Below are 16313 nucleotides of genomic sequence, written 5' to 3' on the forward strand. Positions count from 1 at the left end.
TTCCACCTTAACGACATCAATATCAAACAAATACACCTTAATATATTTTTCCTTAAAGCAGATCTATATTTTCATAAGGCGTTTAGCAATTTCTTTCATTGCATTTGCAGATTTCGCATCTGCATCACGATTCATCAAAATAATAAATCCATCTTTACTCTCTGGATCAAAGTACATTGCAGCAAATACACCCAGATCTGTCCCCATATGTCCAATTAGCCCATGGCGATCTCGCCAAAAGAAACGCTGAGAATTCGAAATGGATTCCGGCAACTGCAGACGAAACATTTCCTGGTGCATATCTTCCGATAAAATCATCCTTCCAGACTTATCACGATTGTGCAAAATAGCTATTAAAAAGTCACTGAGATCTGCAATACTGACTCGAATTCCCCCATCTGGATACTGGGGGTTTCCATTATGCGGATACGGGTAGAATGTTTTGTACTCGAAGGGAGGATTAATGTATTTTCCTACAAGGCTATTTAACTTTTCTGATTCACTGTCGGTACACAGGCCGATAAACGGTACGCATTGTTGTACCTTATAAGGTACCGCAATGGAGTTCAGATCCATCCCATTGAGCCTCCAATGTGCACTATCCATTTCCAAGCTATGAAATAGAGTATCCCTGCTGTAACTAGCCAGCGACTGACCAGTAACTGACTCTACCAGCAGTCCGGCCAAACCAGCTGACAAATTACTATATTTCCTACTCTCTCCTGGCATGGTATTCAGGTAGTAATTCCCGTCACCATAGAGGCTGCCATTTTTCGTAAGCAAGGTACGCAAGTGGCGCTCAAGACTAATTTCTGGATCGCTGTTTTTAGAGTAACTGGTATAATCGTAGTAATCTTCAATACCTGCAGAATGACTTGCAAGGTTTTTCAGAGTGATTTTTTCATTCACTGTATAAGGGTTATCTACTTTAAATGGTAGATATGTATTGATATCGAGTTCCAGTTTCCCCTGATCGACCAATTGTAATAGTGTAACACCCATTATTGGTTTGCTAATTGAAGCAATATTAAACGAGGTATCCAGAGTAACAGCTTTATCAGTTTCCAGGTTAGCCATTCCATACACTTGCTGAAAAGCAAGCTCTCCCCCCTTTACCTTAGCCACTGCCATACCTGGAATTGCCGCTTCGCGCATAATTTCCGGTATAAAAACCTGTATATCATCTATTCCACTACTCTTTTTTTGCTCACTTGGCAAGACCAACCAAAAAAACAAATACCTATAACAAGTACACCAATGGAAAAAATTATTTTCATAGAAATTGCTCAACCATATCGTTTTTTTGACAGTAACAACGTCATCCAAAAGATTCGACGCCATTGACTCTGTCAATAGATGCAGTTGATTAATTACTTTAGTAGTGAGAGTAGGCTTCTGAATTCAGCTCTAATAGAGTTGATTCAACTTATAAGAAAAATAGAGCGCCCGATCGGGCACTCTACTGAAAAGGAATAAATTAAATGTCGAATAATTAGATTATTTGAGTCCCAACTTGGACCAGATTTCATCGACTCTTTTAACTACTTCTGGATCTTTCTCAATGGGGATTCCCCACTCCCTGTCAGTTTCACCTTGCCATTTATTAGTGGCATCGAAACCGATCTTGGACCCCAGCCCCGATACTGGAGAAGCAAAATCCAGATAGTCAATCGGAGTACTTTCCACCATTACCGTGTCCCTTGCCGGGTCCATACGGGTTGTCATAGCCCAGATAACATCATTCCAGTCCCGTGCATTTACGTCGTCATCGGTGACGATAACAAACTTGGTGTACATAAACTGGCGCAGGAAGGACCAGACTCCCATCATTACCCGTTTGGCATGGCCGGGATACTGTTTTTTCATCGTCACCACAGCGAGACGGTAAGAACACCCCTCAGGCGGTAAATAGAAATCAACTATCTCAGGGAATTGCTTTTGCAAAATCGGTACGAATACTTCGTTAAGTGCCTCCCCCAAAATAGCCGGCTCATCAGGTGGCCGTCCAGTATATGTGCTGTGATAAATAGGTTTTTTGCGATGTGTAATTTTCTCCACGGTAAATACCGGAAAGCGATCAACCTCATTGTAGTAACCGGTATGGTCTCCGTAGGGACCTTCATCCGCCATATCATCAGGGTAGATAAAGCCTTCCAACACATATTCCGCGCTGGCGGGAACTTGTAAATCACTCAGCAGGGCTGTGGTCACTTCAGTTTTATCACCGCGTAATAAACCTGCAAATGCATACTCTGATAGGGTATCAGGAACCGGAGTGACGGCTCCCAGGATCGTGGCAGGATCTGCGCCCAGTGCGACAGCCACTGGGTAAGGTTGGCCGGGATATTTATTACACCAATCGCGGTAATCCAGTGCACCGCCACGGTGACTGAGCCAACGCATAATCAAGCGATTTTTACCAATCAGCTGCATACGATAAATACCCAGGTTCTGGCGCTTCTTCTCCGGCCCACGGGTAATTACCAGTGGCCAAGTTACCAGGGGTGCTGCATCACCTGGCCAGCATGTCTGGATTGGCAGCGCAGTAAGATCCACTTGCTCTTTATCCAGCTCAATCTGTTGGCAGGCGGCTCCCTTGACAACTCTTGGTCCCATATTCAGGACCTGCTTGAAAACTGGTAGTTTCTCCCAGGCATCGCGCAGATTCTCTGGTGGCTGCGGCTCCTTAAGGAAAGCGAGAAGCTCACCTACCTCACGCAACTCTTCGATGCTTTCCCGCCCCATTCCCAGCGCCACCCGCTCGGTAGTGCCAAATAAGTTGGCCAATACCGGTGTGTCGAAGCCCACTGGGTTTTCAAACAGCAGGGCCGGACCACCGCTACGCAGCACACGGTCAGCAATTTCTGTCATCTCTAGATTGGGGTCAACAGGGTGCTGAATTCGTTTCAACAGGCCGCGCTTTTCCAACAACTTGATAAAGTCGCGCAGGTCTTTGTATTTCATGAGTTACCGGGCGAAGAAAATAAACCAGCATGCAGTGTAAAACAGAAAAGACAAAATGGGGAATGGCGCCCTGATCAGGGTGCAAAGGGGCAGGAGGGAGAAACGACCCGCAAACCTTAGGCAGCGGGCCGAAAAAATCTTAAGCTTATCGCAAGCTTAGAAGCGGGGGCGACGCGGACGATCTTCGCGGGGCTTAGCTTCGTTAACGCGGATGTTACGGCCAGACATAGGCTGGTCGTTCATCTCTTCGATTGCTTTGCGAGCTTCGTCGTCGTTAGGCATTTCTACGAAACCGAAGCCTTTAGAGCGACCAGTCTCACGGTCGGTAATTACAGTAGCCCGAGAGATCTCTCCGAATGCGCCGAAAGCTTCGTGCAGGTCGTCAGAGGTTACCGCGTAGGCCAGATTTCCAATATAGATATTCACAAAAGGTTCTCACTAGATGTGTGGGCTGTCGTGCAGTCACAAATGAATAACCAGCTCCACCAGATTATTCATTTGAGATTGGCCCTTTAACGGAGTATCTCCTGAGCCAATTCGGTCGGGCGCCGCTCAATAAAATTCATATCCAGCGCCACGATGTGGAACTTTATATGCCTAATAGCTCGCCTTTTCAACATTAATCAGCGTAAATATTCGCCTTATTCAATCCAGAATATAAAAGGCGCCTATGCTGGCGCCTTTTATATATAAAAATTATTTCCGTTTCATGGACAGGAAGAATTCGTCATTAGTCTTGAAATCCTTCAACTTATCCACTAGGAATTCAGTTGACGCCACATCTTCCATATCGTGCAAAAGTTTACGTAAAATCCATACCCGCTGCAGCTCACCCTCAGGCATTAACAACTCTTCACGGCGGGTACCCGAGCGACGTACATTAATTGCCGGGTAAACACGTTTTTCAGCGATCTTACGATCCAGCTGTAATTCCATGTTACCTGTACCTTTAAACTCCTCGAAAATTACTTCATCCATCTTCGAGCCAGTATCAATCAGTGCAGTAGCAATAATAGACAGACTTCCGCCTTCTTCAATATTGCGCGCGGCACCAAAGAAGCGCTTGGGGCGCTCCAAGGCGTGGGCATCCACACCACCAGTTAGTACCTTGCCAGAACTCGGCACCGTAGTGTTATAAGCACGCGCCAAACGGGTAATGGAATCCAACAGGATCACTACATCTTTTTTGTGTTCCACCAGACGCTTGGCTTTCTCAATCACCATTTCAGCAACTTGGACGTGGCGTGCGGGCGGCTCATCAAAAGTGGAGGCAACCACTTCACCGCGTACTGAGCGCTGCATCTCAGTCACTTCTTCCGGGCGCTCGTCAATCAGCAAAACGATCAGATGACATTCAGGATTATTGCGCGTTATGGCCTGGGCCATATTCTGCAGCATAATAGTTTTACCCGCCTTGGGCGGAGCTACGATCAGGCCACGCTGCCCCTTACCAATCGGAGCCACCAGGTCAATAATTCGACCGATCAAGTCTTCGGAAGAGCCATTGCCACATTCCAGACCGAGGCGTTCATTGGGGAAAAGAGGTGTGAGGTTTTCGAAAAGAATTTTGTTACGGGCATTTTCCGGCTTATCGAAATTAATTTCGTTAACTTTCAAAAGTGCGAAATATCTCTCACCTTCTTTTGGTGGTCGAATCTTTCCGGAAATCGAGTCACCCGTACGCAAATTAAAACGGCGAATCTGGCTGGGAGAAACGTATATATCGTCCGGTCCCGCAAGATAAGAGGAATCAGCGGAACGCAAAAATCCAAAACCGTCCTGAAGGATTTCCAGTACACCGTCGCCGTAAATATCTTCACCGCTTTTGGCATGGCGCTTGAGAATATTGAAAATAATATCCTGTTTGCGCGACCGGGCCAGGTTTTCCAGGCCCATACCTTTGGCTATTTCAATCAACTCTTCAATGGGTTTGGTTTTTAATTCGGAGAGATTCATACCAATTGCTTATTAAGGTTTCTGTTGTCATTTGGCGCGGACACGCCGGAAATTATTTTGGGGAGGGGTTTGAAAATTAGAGATTTGCTCATTTATTTGCCCGGTACACTTGGGTGGCCATGTCTATCGGAAGCGTAATACCTATCAAGCTTTAGCTCTCCATAATCAAAAGGCAGAGCACTATCAATAAGCTCATTCGAGGAATATACACGCCGGGGATGGTCAGGGACCCTGTGGAGGGGCGTTTTCTTCAGCTGGTCATCACTGGATTCACAACTGACTGAACTATTACAGAATTACAGCCAGTATAACGGGTGTTTTCCATCCTGCAAAGAAATTTACCTTCTTTGCAGGATGGACTGGTCAGGATTACAGCTGGCTATCGATAAACTCGGTCAACTGGGCGCGAGACAGGGCGCCGACCTTGGTACCTTCCACATTGCCACCTTTGAACAGCAGCAGGGTGGGAATGCCGCGTACATTATATTTCGCTGGGGTTTCCTTATTTGCATCCACGTCTACTTTGACGATCTTCAGCTTGTCGCCATAGTGGCCCGCCAGGTCATCCAGGACCGGAGCGATCATTTTGCACGGGCCGCACCACTGAGCCCAGAAATCTACCAGCACCGGGCCTTCAGTCTTGAGAACCTCAGCTTCGAACTCGGCGTCAGTTACATTGATGATTGCGTGCTCGCTCATATTGCTTTCCTGTTCTTTAGTTACTCAATGCGGGACCACCGCGCGCGCATCATCTCACGATGCAGGCTGTGGGAGTACAGCCGAAATGCGCCATTAAGCGCGTAGATTGGGGCGCTGATCTGCTTTTCAAGTCCCTGAAGTCACGGCTGCTCCAGGAAGCGCTGCAGAATCTCATCAAGATAGTCGAAGCCGAATGTACTGGTGGCGATGCGCCGCTCCAGTGGCAGTACCAGATCCATTGCCATCAAAGTCGACCACTGCCGCTGTAACACCCCCAAGGGTAGGCCTGTGTAACGGGTGAAGGTATCAGTGGGTACGCCGTCAGCCAGGCGCAGCGTATTCATCAGGAACTCTAGCGGTAGGTCTGCAGCCTCCACCAAATCGGTATGAGGCTCAACCAGTTGCCGATGAAGCAATTCACCACCTGCTGGTGTGATGCTCATATAGTCCCGCGGTGTACGCGTACGCCGACTGCGCAGGATCTGCCCCTCGTGAGGCAATGTCACCTTACCGTGGGCACCAGCTCCTAAACCCAGGTAATCACCAAACGACCAATAGTTGAGGTTGTGACGGGACTCAAGCCCCCTCCCGCTATATGCGGACACCTCGTAGCGGAGATATCCCTCCTCAGCGAGAAACTCTCGTCCGCTGCCCTGTATGCTGGCAATCAATTGTGAACCCGGTGTAGAAGGCGGTGCGCTGTAAAAGGCCGTGTTGGGCTCGATAGTGAGTTGATACCAGGAAATATGCTCTGGCCCCAGGGATACGGCGCGGCGCAGGTCCTCCAGCGCCTCCACTTCCGCCTGCCCTGGCAGGCCGTGCATCAGATCCAGATTAATATTGTCGAAGCCGGCCCTGCGTGCCATCGCCAGCGCACTAGCTGCCTCGTCTCCGCTGTGGATTCGCCCCAGGTTGTGCAACTGGGCGGCATCAAAGCTCTGCACCCCAATCGACAGCCTATTGACTCCGGCTGAACGATAACCGGTAAATTTTGCCTGTTCAAAGGTACCGGGATTCGCCTCCAGAGTGATCTCGACACCCTCGACAAAGCCTACCAGCTCATCAGCCATGACCAGGATTTGCCCGATAGCTTCCGGAGAAAACAGGCTCGGAGTGCCGCCACCAAAAAAAATGGACTGCAGCTTGCGTCCCTGTACCCAAGGCAGTTGGCTCAGCAGGTCTCGACGCAACTGTGCCACATACTCTGCTTGCGGTAGCGCGTATTCGGTATCCGTGTGATCCCTGGCAGCCTGGTGTGAGTTGAAATCACAATAGGGACATTTGCGCACACACCAAGGGATATGCACATACAGGCTAAGTGGCGGCAGCTCCAATGTGTCGTTGTCAGTCAAGATCGATACCCGCCATCTGCTCATGCCACATGACCTCAAACAACGCCATGGCCTGGGCACGATGACTCAGACGATTTTTTACCTCCCGCGGCAGCTGTGCCGAGCTCATACCCTCTGAGGGCACCAAGAAAAGCGGGTCATAACCGAAACCCTGCTCACCCATGGGTTTCTCCAGGATACGTCCGCGCCACTGGGCACTGCACACCAAAGGCACCGGGTCATCATATCTGCGCACAAAAGCTAAGGCGCAGTGAAAACTGGCATCGCGAGCAAGAGTTTCGACCCCATCAAGTGCACTGAGTAACTTACTGTTATTGCTCGCATCGGTGGCCCCCTCACCTGAATAACGTGCCGAGTAGATACCTGGGGCACCGCCCAAGGCATCTACCGCTAGCCCGGAGTCATCAGCCAGTGCTGGCAAGTCGCTAATACGGCTGGCGTGGCGGGCCTTGATCAGGGCATTCTCGATAAAACTCAGGCCCGTTTCCTCGGCATCGACTACATCGAACTCGGACTGAGGTAGAACCTCGATTTTCCAAGTACTGAAAAGTTGGGAAAACTCACGCAATTTGCCGGCGTTACCGCTGGCCAGGACAATTTTATTTATCATGCTGTATCAAATAAAAAACGGGCCCACGGCCCGCTATGGATTCTTAATTGGGTGGAAGTCCGCCACACCAACATGGCTTAGCGATGGTGCTCGCCCCTCTAGGGCCGTTCCAGTTTGCGACGGAAAGTAACCCTTTCCTTTTTACCATTGGGCAAGGTGACATCAACATTGAAGGTGAGAGTTTCTTCGTTCTCGAAGCGCAACGGCGCCAGATAGTAAACTGCATCGCCCTCGCGAATCTCAGCAAACTTCAAAGGTCGTGATTGCTGGATCAGATTGGTTGCGTTCCCAGATATCTCAGCACTAAGACCATGAGTGCCACCATCCTTCTTGACTACAGACACATTGACGTAAGCGCGGTCCCTGGCGCGTGCCAATTGATACTTCTGTGCAATATCCGGCTGGATAAAATCACTGTTGAATACCGAGTAGATTACCCGGTAGTCACCGAAATCCTCATGGCTCTTGATAATGCGGGCCTGTTGCGCAACAGCGCCAGCGGTCACGAAAAGCAGGGCCAGGGTGGCGGCTGCGGCAAGGATGCGATTCACGCTTTACCTCCAATTGTTATGAGCGCCAACCTCCGGTGAGTTGACACTGAATTCCATTGGCGGGCCACCTTCTCGGCGGCGGCCGCCAAAAACTGCAATTTGCCTCCAACCAGGGGGCAAAAACTTGGCGCAGATATTAGTTTAGCGAGTTAGATGATATATCGCTGTCTCGCCGAATAAATTTGGTAAAAAGTCTTTAAAGGTTACGCCTATTTTCGTCTCGGATACTACCTGGCGGTGCAAAATAGTCCAATCGTTCTGTTTGCACAGCACTTCAAAGTCCCTGAAAGTACAAAAGTGAATATTAGGTGTGTCATACCATTCAAAAGGTAATAGGTCAGAAACGGGCATGCGCCCCGAAAATGCCAGGTGCCAGCGCGCCCTCCACTGCCCAAAATTGGGGAAAGTGATAATGCAGTCACGCCCTACCCGCAGCATCTCACGCACCACTTCATGCGGGTGCCGCAGTGTCTGCAGTGCCTGAGTCATAACCACGGCGTCAAAGCTGCCGTCGGAAAAGTTACCGAGCCCAGTATCCAGGTTTTGCTCGACAACATTGACTCCCCGCTGCACACAACGGGCTATTTGCTCCGGGTCGATTTCCAGGCCATAACCAGTCACATCCTTGTTCTTGTCCAACTGTTCCAGCAGTGCGCCATCACCACAGCCCAGGTCCAGCACCCGACTGCCAGGCGCTATCCACTCCTGGATTACATCGAGATCTATACGCATCAACATGTCTCCCCTGTGGGCTCTGTTGCCACCCTCTGCATATAGGCGCGGAAGATTTCCTCATAGCGCTTATCAGGGAGCAGAAATGCATCGTGGCCCATGGCAGATTCAATTTCGGCAAAGCTCACTGGGGCATTGGCGTGTATCAGGGCATCGACAATCTCGCGCGAACGCTCCGGCGCAAAACGCCAGTCGGAAGTAAAGGCAAGCAACAGGAAACGGCAACGAGCATTGGCAAACGCCGCCACCGGGTCATCACCGTATTCCCGTGCCAGGTCAAAGTAATCCAATGCACGGGTCATCAGAATATAGGTATTGGGGTCGAAACTGCTGGAGAAGGCGTCGCCCTGGTAGCGCAGGTAACTCTGGATTTGAAATTCGACCTCCTCGTCGGCACCCGGTTGGAAACTGCCGGAACGCAGCTCACGACCAAACTTATTCGCCAGTCCATCATCGGAGAGATATGTGATATGGCCGATCATACGCGCCACCGCCAATCCCCTGCGCGGCAACTTATCCAGCTCCAGATAACGCCCACCGCAAAAATCCGGATCGGAAGTGATAGCCTGGCGTGCAGTTTCATTAAAAGCGATATTTTGCGCCGAAAGCTTCATCGCCGATGCGATCACCACGCAGTGGCGCAATCGCTCAGGGTACTCCAATGACCAACGCATGGCCTGCATACCGCCCAAACTGCCACCGATAACCGCAGCCCACTGCGCAATTCCCAACACATCGGCCAGGCGCGCCTGGCTGTGGACCCAATCGCGAACCCGCAGAGGTGGGAAATCCGGCCCCCAGGGCTTTCCTGTAGCGGGGTTGATGAAAACTGGCCCGGTTGAACCGTGACAACCGCCCAGGTTATTGAGAGAGACCACAAAAAATTTATTCGTGTCGATTGGCTTTCCAGGACCGATATAGTGATCCCACCAGCCCGGCCGCTTGTCATCGGGGCTGTGTCTTCCCGCAGCATGGTGATGCCCCGACAGAGCGTGGCAAATCAAAATTGCATTGCTGTTATCGGCGTTTAATTCGCCATAGGTTTCGTAGACCAGGGTGTAGTCCTGCAATACGCGCCCGCAGGCCAGCGGCAATGGCTCGCTAAACCTGTAGCTCTTTGGCACAACTATACCGACAGAATTCACGTCGGCGGTACTCTGGACCTCCCGGGAGGCAGTGGGGCTTTCCGTTGACAAGGTATTTTATCTGTCAGGTTATTTGGCGGCTGGCAAATGCCGGAACAGAGAGTTTACGGGAGCCCTGCAACTTATGACAGTTATCACAACCGCCAGTTAAGAACCGCCAAGCCCCTCTCAGGTGGTGAGAGAGGCTTTCAGTCGTGTGACATTGTGGGCGCGAGGCGCAGGAGCCAGCGGTTGAGGCGCGGAGCTGCTGTGGCGCAGCAACTCTTCCAGCGCTGAAAGAGCCCGGTCATTGCGCAGTACTTCGTCTTCGAGAGTACGCAAGTCAGTGCGCCGGCTCCGAGTCTTCTGTTTTAGTTCAGTGAGCTTGATCAGGTGGCGGTTGAGCAGGTGTTTCTGGTACTGAGCGTGCTGCTTCAATGGCTCGAGCGCCTGCTCCAACCAGTTTTCCGCCGCATCAATGATCTGGCTGTAGAGCCGCCCCACTTCACTTGCGAGGGTGGTGATAAAGCGCTCGCTCAGGCGGTTGCGTCGCGCCAGGAGCAGTTGTGGTGAACGGCGCAACTGAGCAGCCTGGCGGTGCAGGCCACGCAGAGTGGCACGGAATTTCCGGGCGCTGAAATATTGCTCAACACTATCCACTTTCTTCAAACTGGAACGCTCGAAAACCGCATCCAATAGCCGGTTTGCCTGGTCCACCTCCCGCTCCAGATTGGCGAGCTGGTGATCAACCCCTTCCATAAAGGTGTCAATAGCCTTGGCCAGCCCCATCGGCGTCCAGCGTTTATGCAATTCCTTGCTGGTGTCATCGATTAACAGTTGCAGTTGCTGGGTGGAGATAGGGGCCAGCAGGGAAGTACTCTGACGCATCAACATGCGCTGACTGGATTTGAGTGTGAGTAATTCCTGGTGGCAGAGCTTATGCTGCTCACGTACAGTCTGCTGCAGCTGGCCCAGCTCCGCTAACTGTTCCTCGGTGCTGGCGCTGTTGCGCTGCAGGTGAACCAATGCGGCGCGGCCGCTATTGAGGCGGCGCTTGAGGAGATCGCGAGTGTCCGCCATCAGTGTCAGGGCCTGATGTAATGAGCGGTGCTCCGCCACTTTTTGGCGGTGCTCCAACAGGCGCTGCACCAGCAGTTTTTCGAAGTCTGCAAAGCGACTGTTGCGCAGCAGGTCCATATCCCGCTGCTGGCGGGCAAGCAGCGCCATTTTTGCCGAGACCCCAGCAACACTCTCCTGTGGCACAGATAATAGCTTGGCGACCTCCGCACTCATACGCCGCAACAATAAGTCTGCATCCTCATCGGGATCATCCCAAAGGACATCGACTTTATTCAGTAACGCCATCACCGCTGTGCCACGGTGCTCGCGCAATGGCGCCAAGTGAGTCTCCCACATATTCATATCGGTGCCACTGACACCTGCATCCGCAGCCAGGAGGAAGGCCACCGCCTGGGCACCGGGCAAGGTACTCAGGGTCAATTCCGGCTCATTGCCAAGGGCGTTGAGCCCAGGCGTATCGATAATCCGCAGGCCCTGGTCCAGTAGTGGATGTGGCAGGCAGATCAGCGCGTAGCGCCAGGCGGGAATTTCTACCAGATTGCCTTTATCATCCAGGTGGCGACGATCGAAGCCATAGCGGGCCGCCTCCTCAGGCATCACCGATTTGGTCGCGGCCACCTTCAACAGCGCTGAGCGGGTAGCCTCAGGGTCATTGGCGTCGAATTCATGGGTTACCCACTTCTGTGGGATCCGGCGGAAACTCTCCAGGCTGGTATTGGTAGCCAGGGTTTCGATTGGCAACAGGCGCAGACTGGCGCGCTCGCCACCATCACTGAAGATTTCCGTGGGACACATGGTGGTGCGCCCCGGCTTGGAAGGTAACAACCGCTGGGCGTAAGTCTGCGACAACAGCGCGTTAATCAGTTCCGTCTTGCCACGGGAGAACTCGCCGACCAGCACCAGGGTAAACTGGTCGTCGGTGAGTAATGCACGGGCCTGCTGCACAACCTGGCAAGCTCCGGCGGAGTTGGGGAAGTGTTGCTGCAACCATTGGTTGAACTGGGCGAACTGGCGATCCAGGTTCTTCTTCCAACGGTCGTAATCGGAGATATGCTGGCGTAAAAGTGCGTCTTCCATTTCACGGTGTTCTTTTTATTCATACCTTGCAGACATGGACCCAGTCATCCATTGCGAAAGCTGGGGCCGTCAGCCATTAGTATACGAGTCTAACACCGCGCCAGATGCGATCCAGTACGCGCGCTGCAAGAAAACTGGCAGCGCCAATACTTAAAAGCCGGGAATATGCCAGAAAAGGCTGTAAACGAAAGGGGGCATATTCGCCATCTGTGCGAAACCGAACAGCAATTTGTCTGCCACTGTAAGCAGGATAAACACGAAGATCGGGCTGATATCGATCACCCCCAGTGGCGGGATCAAGCGGCGAATCGGTGCGCAGAATGGCTCCAGTAACTGGCGCAACAACATTAACGCCGGGTGACCGCTATGAGGTGCAATCCAGCTGAACACAATGGAGATCAGCATCCCTACAAAGACCACCGCAATCACTGTGGCCACGCAGCCTATCAGGGACCAGAGCAGTGCACTAAGCGGGTTAAACAATCCATAGCCCGCCAACAAGCCGCAAGCCAGAATCATCACCAGCCCCACCAACAATGCCAGAACCAGCGAGGCCATGTCCAAGCCGAAAAGTCCCGGTATCACCTTGCGCAACGGTAATAACAGCGGGTTGGTAATTTTAACAATACCCTGGGAAATGGGGTTGTAGAAATCCGCGCGAGCCAGCTGTAGTAAAAAGCGCATCAAAACCACAAACAAGAACAGGATACCGAGGGTCGCCACCAGGAAGACGCCGATATTACTGAAGGTATTTGCCATCGAAAAACCCCAAAGAGTAAATGAATTACGGCAACGGTTGCGCCGCTTTTAAATCGTATTTTCTAGCGGTCCAGTTCCCTGGCCATTTCTGCGGCACGCTCGGCACAGTCGCGCATCGCGTCCTCTACCAGCTGGGGAAGGCCACCCTGTTCAAAGCGCTGCACCGCACGCTCAGTGGTTCCGCCCGGTGACATCACATTGCGTTTTAACTGCGCCACATCCACATCACTGACCATGGCCAGTTTGGCGGCGCCCAAGGCAGTTTGCAACACGAGACGCTCGGCATCAGCACGAGCGAAACCACTTGCAGTGGATGCGTCGATCATCGCCTCCATAAACTGGAAAAAGTACGCTGGAGCAGAACCAGCAACAGCAATGACCTGGTCAATGCCCTCCTCCTGCTCCACCCAAAGGGAAATTCCCACCGCATTAACAATACGCTCGGTAATAGCGCGGTGCTCCGCAGTCACTGCAGCATCGGCATACAAACCAGTTACGCCCGCTTGGACCAGCGCCGGGGTATTGGGCATTGCGCGTACAACCGGCAAATGTTCACCTAGCCAGCGTTGGTAAGCCGCCAGGGGGATACCCGCTGCAAGCGTAATTACCAATGGCTTCCGCCCTGCCAGGTGCGGACGCAGATCCATACAGAGATCGCGCATAACCTGAGGTTTGACCGACAGCACAATCACATCGGCCTCATCAATCGCAACGATATTATCGTCGTGTACCTCCACTCCATGACGTTTGGCAAAGGCTTCCAGTTTAAGAGGATCGCGCCCAGTGGCGACAACTCTGTCACTTGGGTATCCCGCTGCGAGCAGGCCACCAATCACTGCGCCGGCCATATTGCCGGCGCCGCCGATAAAAACGATTTTGGGGTTTGTTGCAGTCACTCGGATTACCTCGACGAGCTCTCGGCTCAGCTGCTGTGAATTTCAGTCGCTATTCTCCCCATTGGGGATTTCGCTAATATGTGGTCGCTCAATTCCAATAACAAGAGAAACGCGCTCCTGCGCGTTAGCCAAGGAGAAAAAAATGCGTAAATGGCGCTTCTTAGTCACGGCCATACTGCTCGGTGCATCTGGCTTTGCCAGTGCGGTGGAAACACGTACCGAAAACAATGGCCAACTAGTATTGCAGGATATCCCACCAATTCCCCAGAGCATTGCCGATCAACTGAACCGTTATCAAAATGTGCGCTCAGCCAGCTTCCGCGGCTGGGATATGGATGGTAGCGGAATGTATGTCAGCACCCGCTTTGGTGAGGTAAATCAACTCCATAAAGTAGATCGCGCCGGCGGCGCCCGCCGTCAGTTGACTTTCTTCCAAGAACCTATCGGCAGTGTCTCGACCCGCCCAGAACGCCAACAACTGGCCTTCACCATGGATGCCGGCGGCAACGAATATACGCAGATCTTCCTGTTCGATGCCCAAAGCGGCAAAAGTGAGATGATCACCGATGGTGAGTCCCGCAATGGCGCCATCCTCTGGAACAAGCAGGGCTCAGCCATAGCCTACCAGAGCACTCGCCGCGACGGTAAAGCCAACGATATCTGGCTGACCACCTTTGACAATGAAAAAAAGAAAGACCAACTGATCCTGAAAGCTGAAGATGGCAGCTGGTGGGGGCCAAGCGGCTTCTCTCAGTCTGGTAGCCAACTTCTGGTGCTGCAGTATGTATCCTCCACCCGCTCCAAGGTCCACCTTTTGAACCTCGACAGCGGAGAACTGAATCTGCTCGCCGGTAGTGATGAAGGCGACTCGCGCAACTTCCCTGCCGGCTTCAGCTACGATGACCGTTCCGTATTCCTGGTAAGTGACAAGGGGGGTGAGTTCACTCAGTTGATCCGCATGGACCTGCGCAGCGGTGATGAAAAAGTAATCACCACTGATATCCCATGGGATATCAGTAGCTTTGTACTCAGTGAAGATGGCCGTCGCGGCGCTTTTGTCGCCAATGAAAATGGTATGTCATCACTGTACCTGTATAACCCGCGCAATAACCGCTACCGCAAAGTAGATTCCCTACCCATCGGCGTTATCGGTGGTATCGAGTTTTCGCCGGAAGGCGACAAGCTGGCAATGTCCCTAAATACGCCTAAAACGCCCTCTGATACCTTTGTTCTGGAACTGGGCCGACGTGCGTTATCTAGTGGCGACCTTAATCGCTGGACCTTCAGCGAGGTAGGCGGCCTCGATACCGAACAGTTTGTCGAACCCGAGCTGGTGCACTATCCGACCTTCGACAAGGTTGACGGCAAACCCCGGGAAATTCCAGCTTTCGTATATAAGCCGCGCAATATGAAAGGCCCGGTGCCGGTTATCATTTCCATTCACGGCGGCCCAGAAGGCCAATATCGCCCATTTTTCTCCAGCACTTATCAAATGTGGTTGAAAGAACTTGGAGCTGCGGTAATCGCACCCAACGTGCGCGGTTCCGCAGGTTATGGCAAAAGCTACCTGGCTATGGATAACGGCTTTAAGCGTGAAGATTCGGTGAAAGATATTGGCGCCCTGTTGGATTGGATCGCCACCCAGCCGGATCTGGATGCCAAACGTGTCGCCGTGTTTGGCGGCAGCTATGGCGGTTACATGGTACTGGCCAGTGGTGTCCACTATTCCCATCGCCTCAAGGCAGCAGTGGATATTGTCGGCATTTCCAACTTTGTTACCTTCCTCACCAATACCAAGAGCTACCGCCGCGATTTGCGTAGAGTGGAGTATGGTGATGAGCGCAATCCGGAAATGCGCGCCTTCCTGGAGAGAATCAGCCCCAACAACAATGTGGAAAAAATTCAGGTGCCCATGTTCGTGGTGCAGGGCCAAAATGATCCACGCGTACCGGTCACTGAAGCCGAGCAGATCGTTAATGCCCTTCGCGAAAGCGGCAATCAGGTGTGGTACATGAATGCACTAAATGAAGGGCACGGTTATCGTAAGAAGGAAAACAGCGACGCCTTTACTCAGGCCACTGCACTGTTCTTCGCCGAACATTTACTTGGCAAGGAATGGAAAAAGAAATTGGCATTAAACGAGTAATAATACTCGACACAAAAAAAGCGGCCTTCAGGGCCGTTTTTTCTATCTATATTGGCCAGCAATAACTACCAACCCATTTAGGAATAGGTTTCCACTAGTGCAATCAGATTTAAAGCAATTGCCACCATCCACAGCCAATGCCGGCTCTCCGGCCACAATAAGCGGGAGACTGTATTACTAAGAAACCTGGTAATCATTGATATCCTGGGAGATAAAAACGAGAGTAAACAAATAAATGCCAGCCACTCCAAGGCTATCCAGGTAACCAGCGGGCTCTGCGTCATAGACAGGGTCATTGCCGCACATAGGGTTAATCCCAATAATACCACCTCGAGAACCCCTGATTTTGTCATTCAATTTCCCTAAC

General features: G+C 51.7%; 15 protein-coding genes. 1 reads left to right on the forward strand and 14 read right to left on the reverse strand.

What is annotated here, in order from left to right; all coding sequences use genetic code 11:
- Nucleotides 1–63: 63 nt before the first annotated feature.
- From GL2_RS05595 to proC, 13 genes are all read right to left on the reverse strand, one after another.
- Nucleotides 64–1326, reverse strand: a complete 1263-nt coding sequence (locus GL2_RS05595) for a serine hydrolase (protein WP_172621069.1) — start codon at nucleotides 1324–1326, stop codon at nucleotides 64–66.
- Between the two features lie 171 nt (nucleotides 1327–1497).
- Nucleotides 1498–2964: a 4-hydroxy-3-polyprenylbenzoate decarboxylase gene (gene ubiD, locus GL2_RS05600; protein ID WP_143729673.1), complete on the reverse strand. Its 1467-nt coding sequence runs from the start codon at nucleotides 2962–2964 to the stop codon at nucleotides 1498–1500.
- A 156-nt stretch (nucleotides 2965–3120) separates the two neighbouring features.
- The gene (locus GL2_RS05605; RefSeq protein ID WP_108731407.1) at nucleotides 3121–3390 is read right to left on the reverse strand and encodes an RNA-binding protein; all 270 of its coding nucleotides are present in this window, start codon (nucleotides 3388–3390) and stop codon (nucleotides 3121–3123) included.
- Nucleotides 3391–3660: 270 nt separating this feature from the next.
- The gene (gene rho / locus GL2_RS05610) at nucleotides 3661–4920 is read right to left on the reverse strand and encodes a transcription termination factor Rho (RefSeq protein ID WP_143729674.1); all 1260 of its coding nucleotides are present in this window, start codon (nucleotides 4918–4920) and stop codon (nucleotides 3661–3663) included.
- 369 nt (nucleotides 4921–5289) lie between these two features.
- Complete coding sequence (trxA, locus tag GL2_RS05615) at nucleotides 5290–5619, reverse strand: thioredoxin TrxA (RefSeq protein ID WP_143729675.1); 330 nt, start codon at nucleotides 5617–5619, stop codon at nucleotides 5290–5292.
- Nucleotides 5620–5759: 140 nt separating this feature from the next.
- A complete protein-coding gene (hemW, locus tag GL2_RS05620) occupies nucleotides 5760–6995 on the reverse strand; it encodes a radical SAM family heme chaperone HemW (protein WP_143729676.1) in 1236 nt (411 codons plus the stop codon).
- A complete protein-coding gene (rdgB, locus tag GL2_RS05625; protein WP_143729677.1) occupies nucleotides 6964–7581 on the reverse strand; it encodes an RdgB/HAM1 family non-canonical purine NTP pyrophosphatase in 618 nt (205 codons plus the stop codon). Before rdgB ends, hemW begins: the two co-directional genes overlap by 32 nt.
- Nucleotides 7582–7679: 98 nt before the next feature.
- A complete protein-coding gene (locus GL2_RS05630) occupies nucleotides 7680–8132 on the reverse strand; it encodes a DUF4426 domain-containing protein (protein WP_143729678.1) in 453 nt (150 codons plus the stop codon).
- A gap of 141 nt (nucleotides 8133–8273) precedes the next feature.
- Nucleotides 8274–8864, reverse strand: a complete 591-nt coding sequence (gene metW, locus GL2_RS05635; protein ID WP_143729679.1) for a methionine biosynthesis protein MetW — start codon at nucleotides 8862–8864, stop codon at nucleotides 8274–8276.
- A complete protein-coding gene (locus tag GL2_RS05640; protein WP_172621237.1) occupies nucleotides 8864–10009 on the reverse strand; it encodes a homoserine O-acetyltransferase in 1146 nt (381 codons plus the stop codon). The genes metW and GL2_RS05640 overlap by 1 nt, the downstream gene beginning before the upstream one ends.
- A 168-nt stretch (nucleotides 10010–10177) precedes the next feature.
- Nucleotides 10178–12145, reverse strand: coding sequence for a dynamin family protein (locus GL2_RS05645; RefSeq protein WP_143729681.1), 1968 nt, complete (start codon nucleotides 12143–12145; stop codon nucleotides 10178–10180).
- Nucleotides 12146–12295: 150 nt separating this feature from the next.
- The gene (locus GL2_RS05650; protein ID WP_143729682.1) at nucleotides 12296–12904 is read right to left on the reverse strand and encodes a YggT family protein; all 609 of its coding nucleotides are present in this window, start codon (nucleotides 12902–12904) and stop codon (nucleotides 12296–12298) included.
- Nucleotides 12905–12966: 62 nt separating this feature from the next.
- Entirely contained in the window at nucleotides 12967–13800 is an 834-nt protein-coding gene (gene proC, locus GL2_RS05655; RefSeq protein WP_143729683.1) for a pyrroline-5-carboxylate reductase, read from the reverse strand.
- Between the two features lie 142 nt (nucleotides 13801–13942).
- Between proC and GL2_RS05660 the strand changes: the two genes are divergently transcribed.
- On the forward strand, nucleotides 13943–15946 hold the full coding sequence (locus GL2_RS05660) for a prolyl oligopeptidase family serine peptidase (RefSeq protein WP_143729684.1): 2004 nt from the start codon (nucleotides 13943–13945) through the stop codon (nucleotides 15944–15946).
- A gap of 77 nt (nucleotides 15947–16023) precedes the next feature.
- On the opposite strand, the gene GL2_RS05665 is transcribed toward GL2_RS05660, so the two are convergent.
- On the reverse strand, nucleotides 16024–16299 hold the full coding sequence (locus GL2_RS05665) for a hypothetical protein (RefSeq protein WP_143729685.1): 276 nt from the start codon (nucleotides 16297–16299) through the stop codon (nucleotides 16024–16026).
- Nucleotides 16300–16313 lie beyond the last annotated feature (14 nt).

The sequence above is a fragment of the Microbulbifer sp. GL-2 genome (genome assembly GCF_007183175.1).
Lineage (GTDB): Bacteria > Pseudomonadota > Gammaproteobacteria > Pseudomonadales > Cellvibrionaceae > Microbulbifer.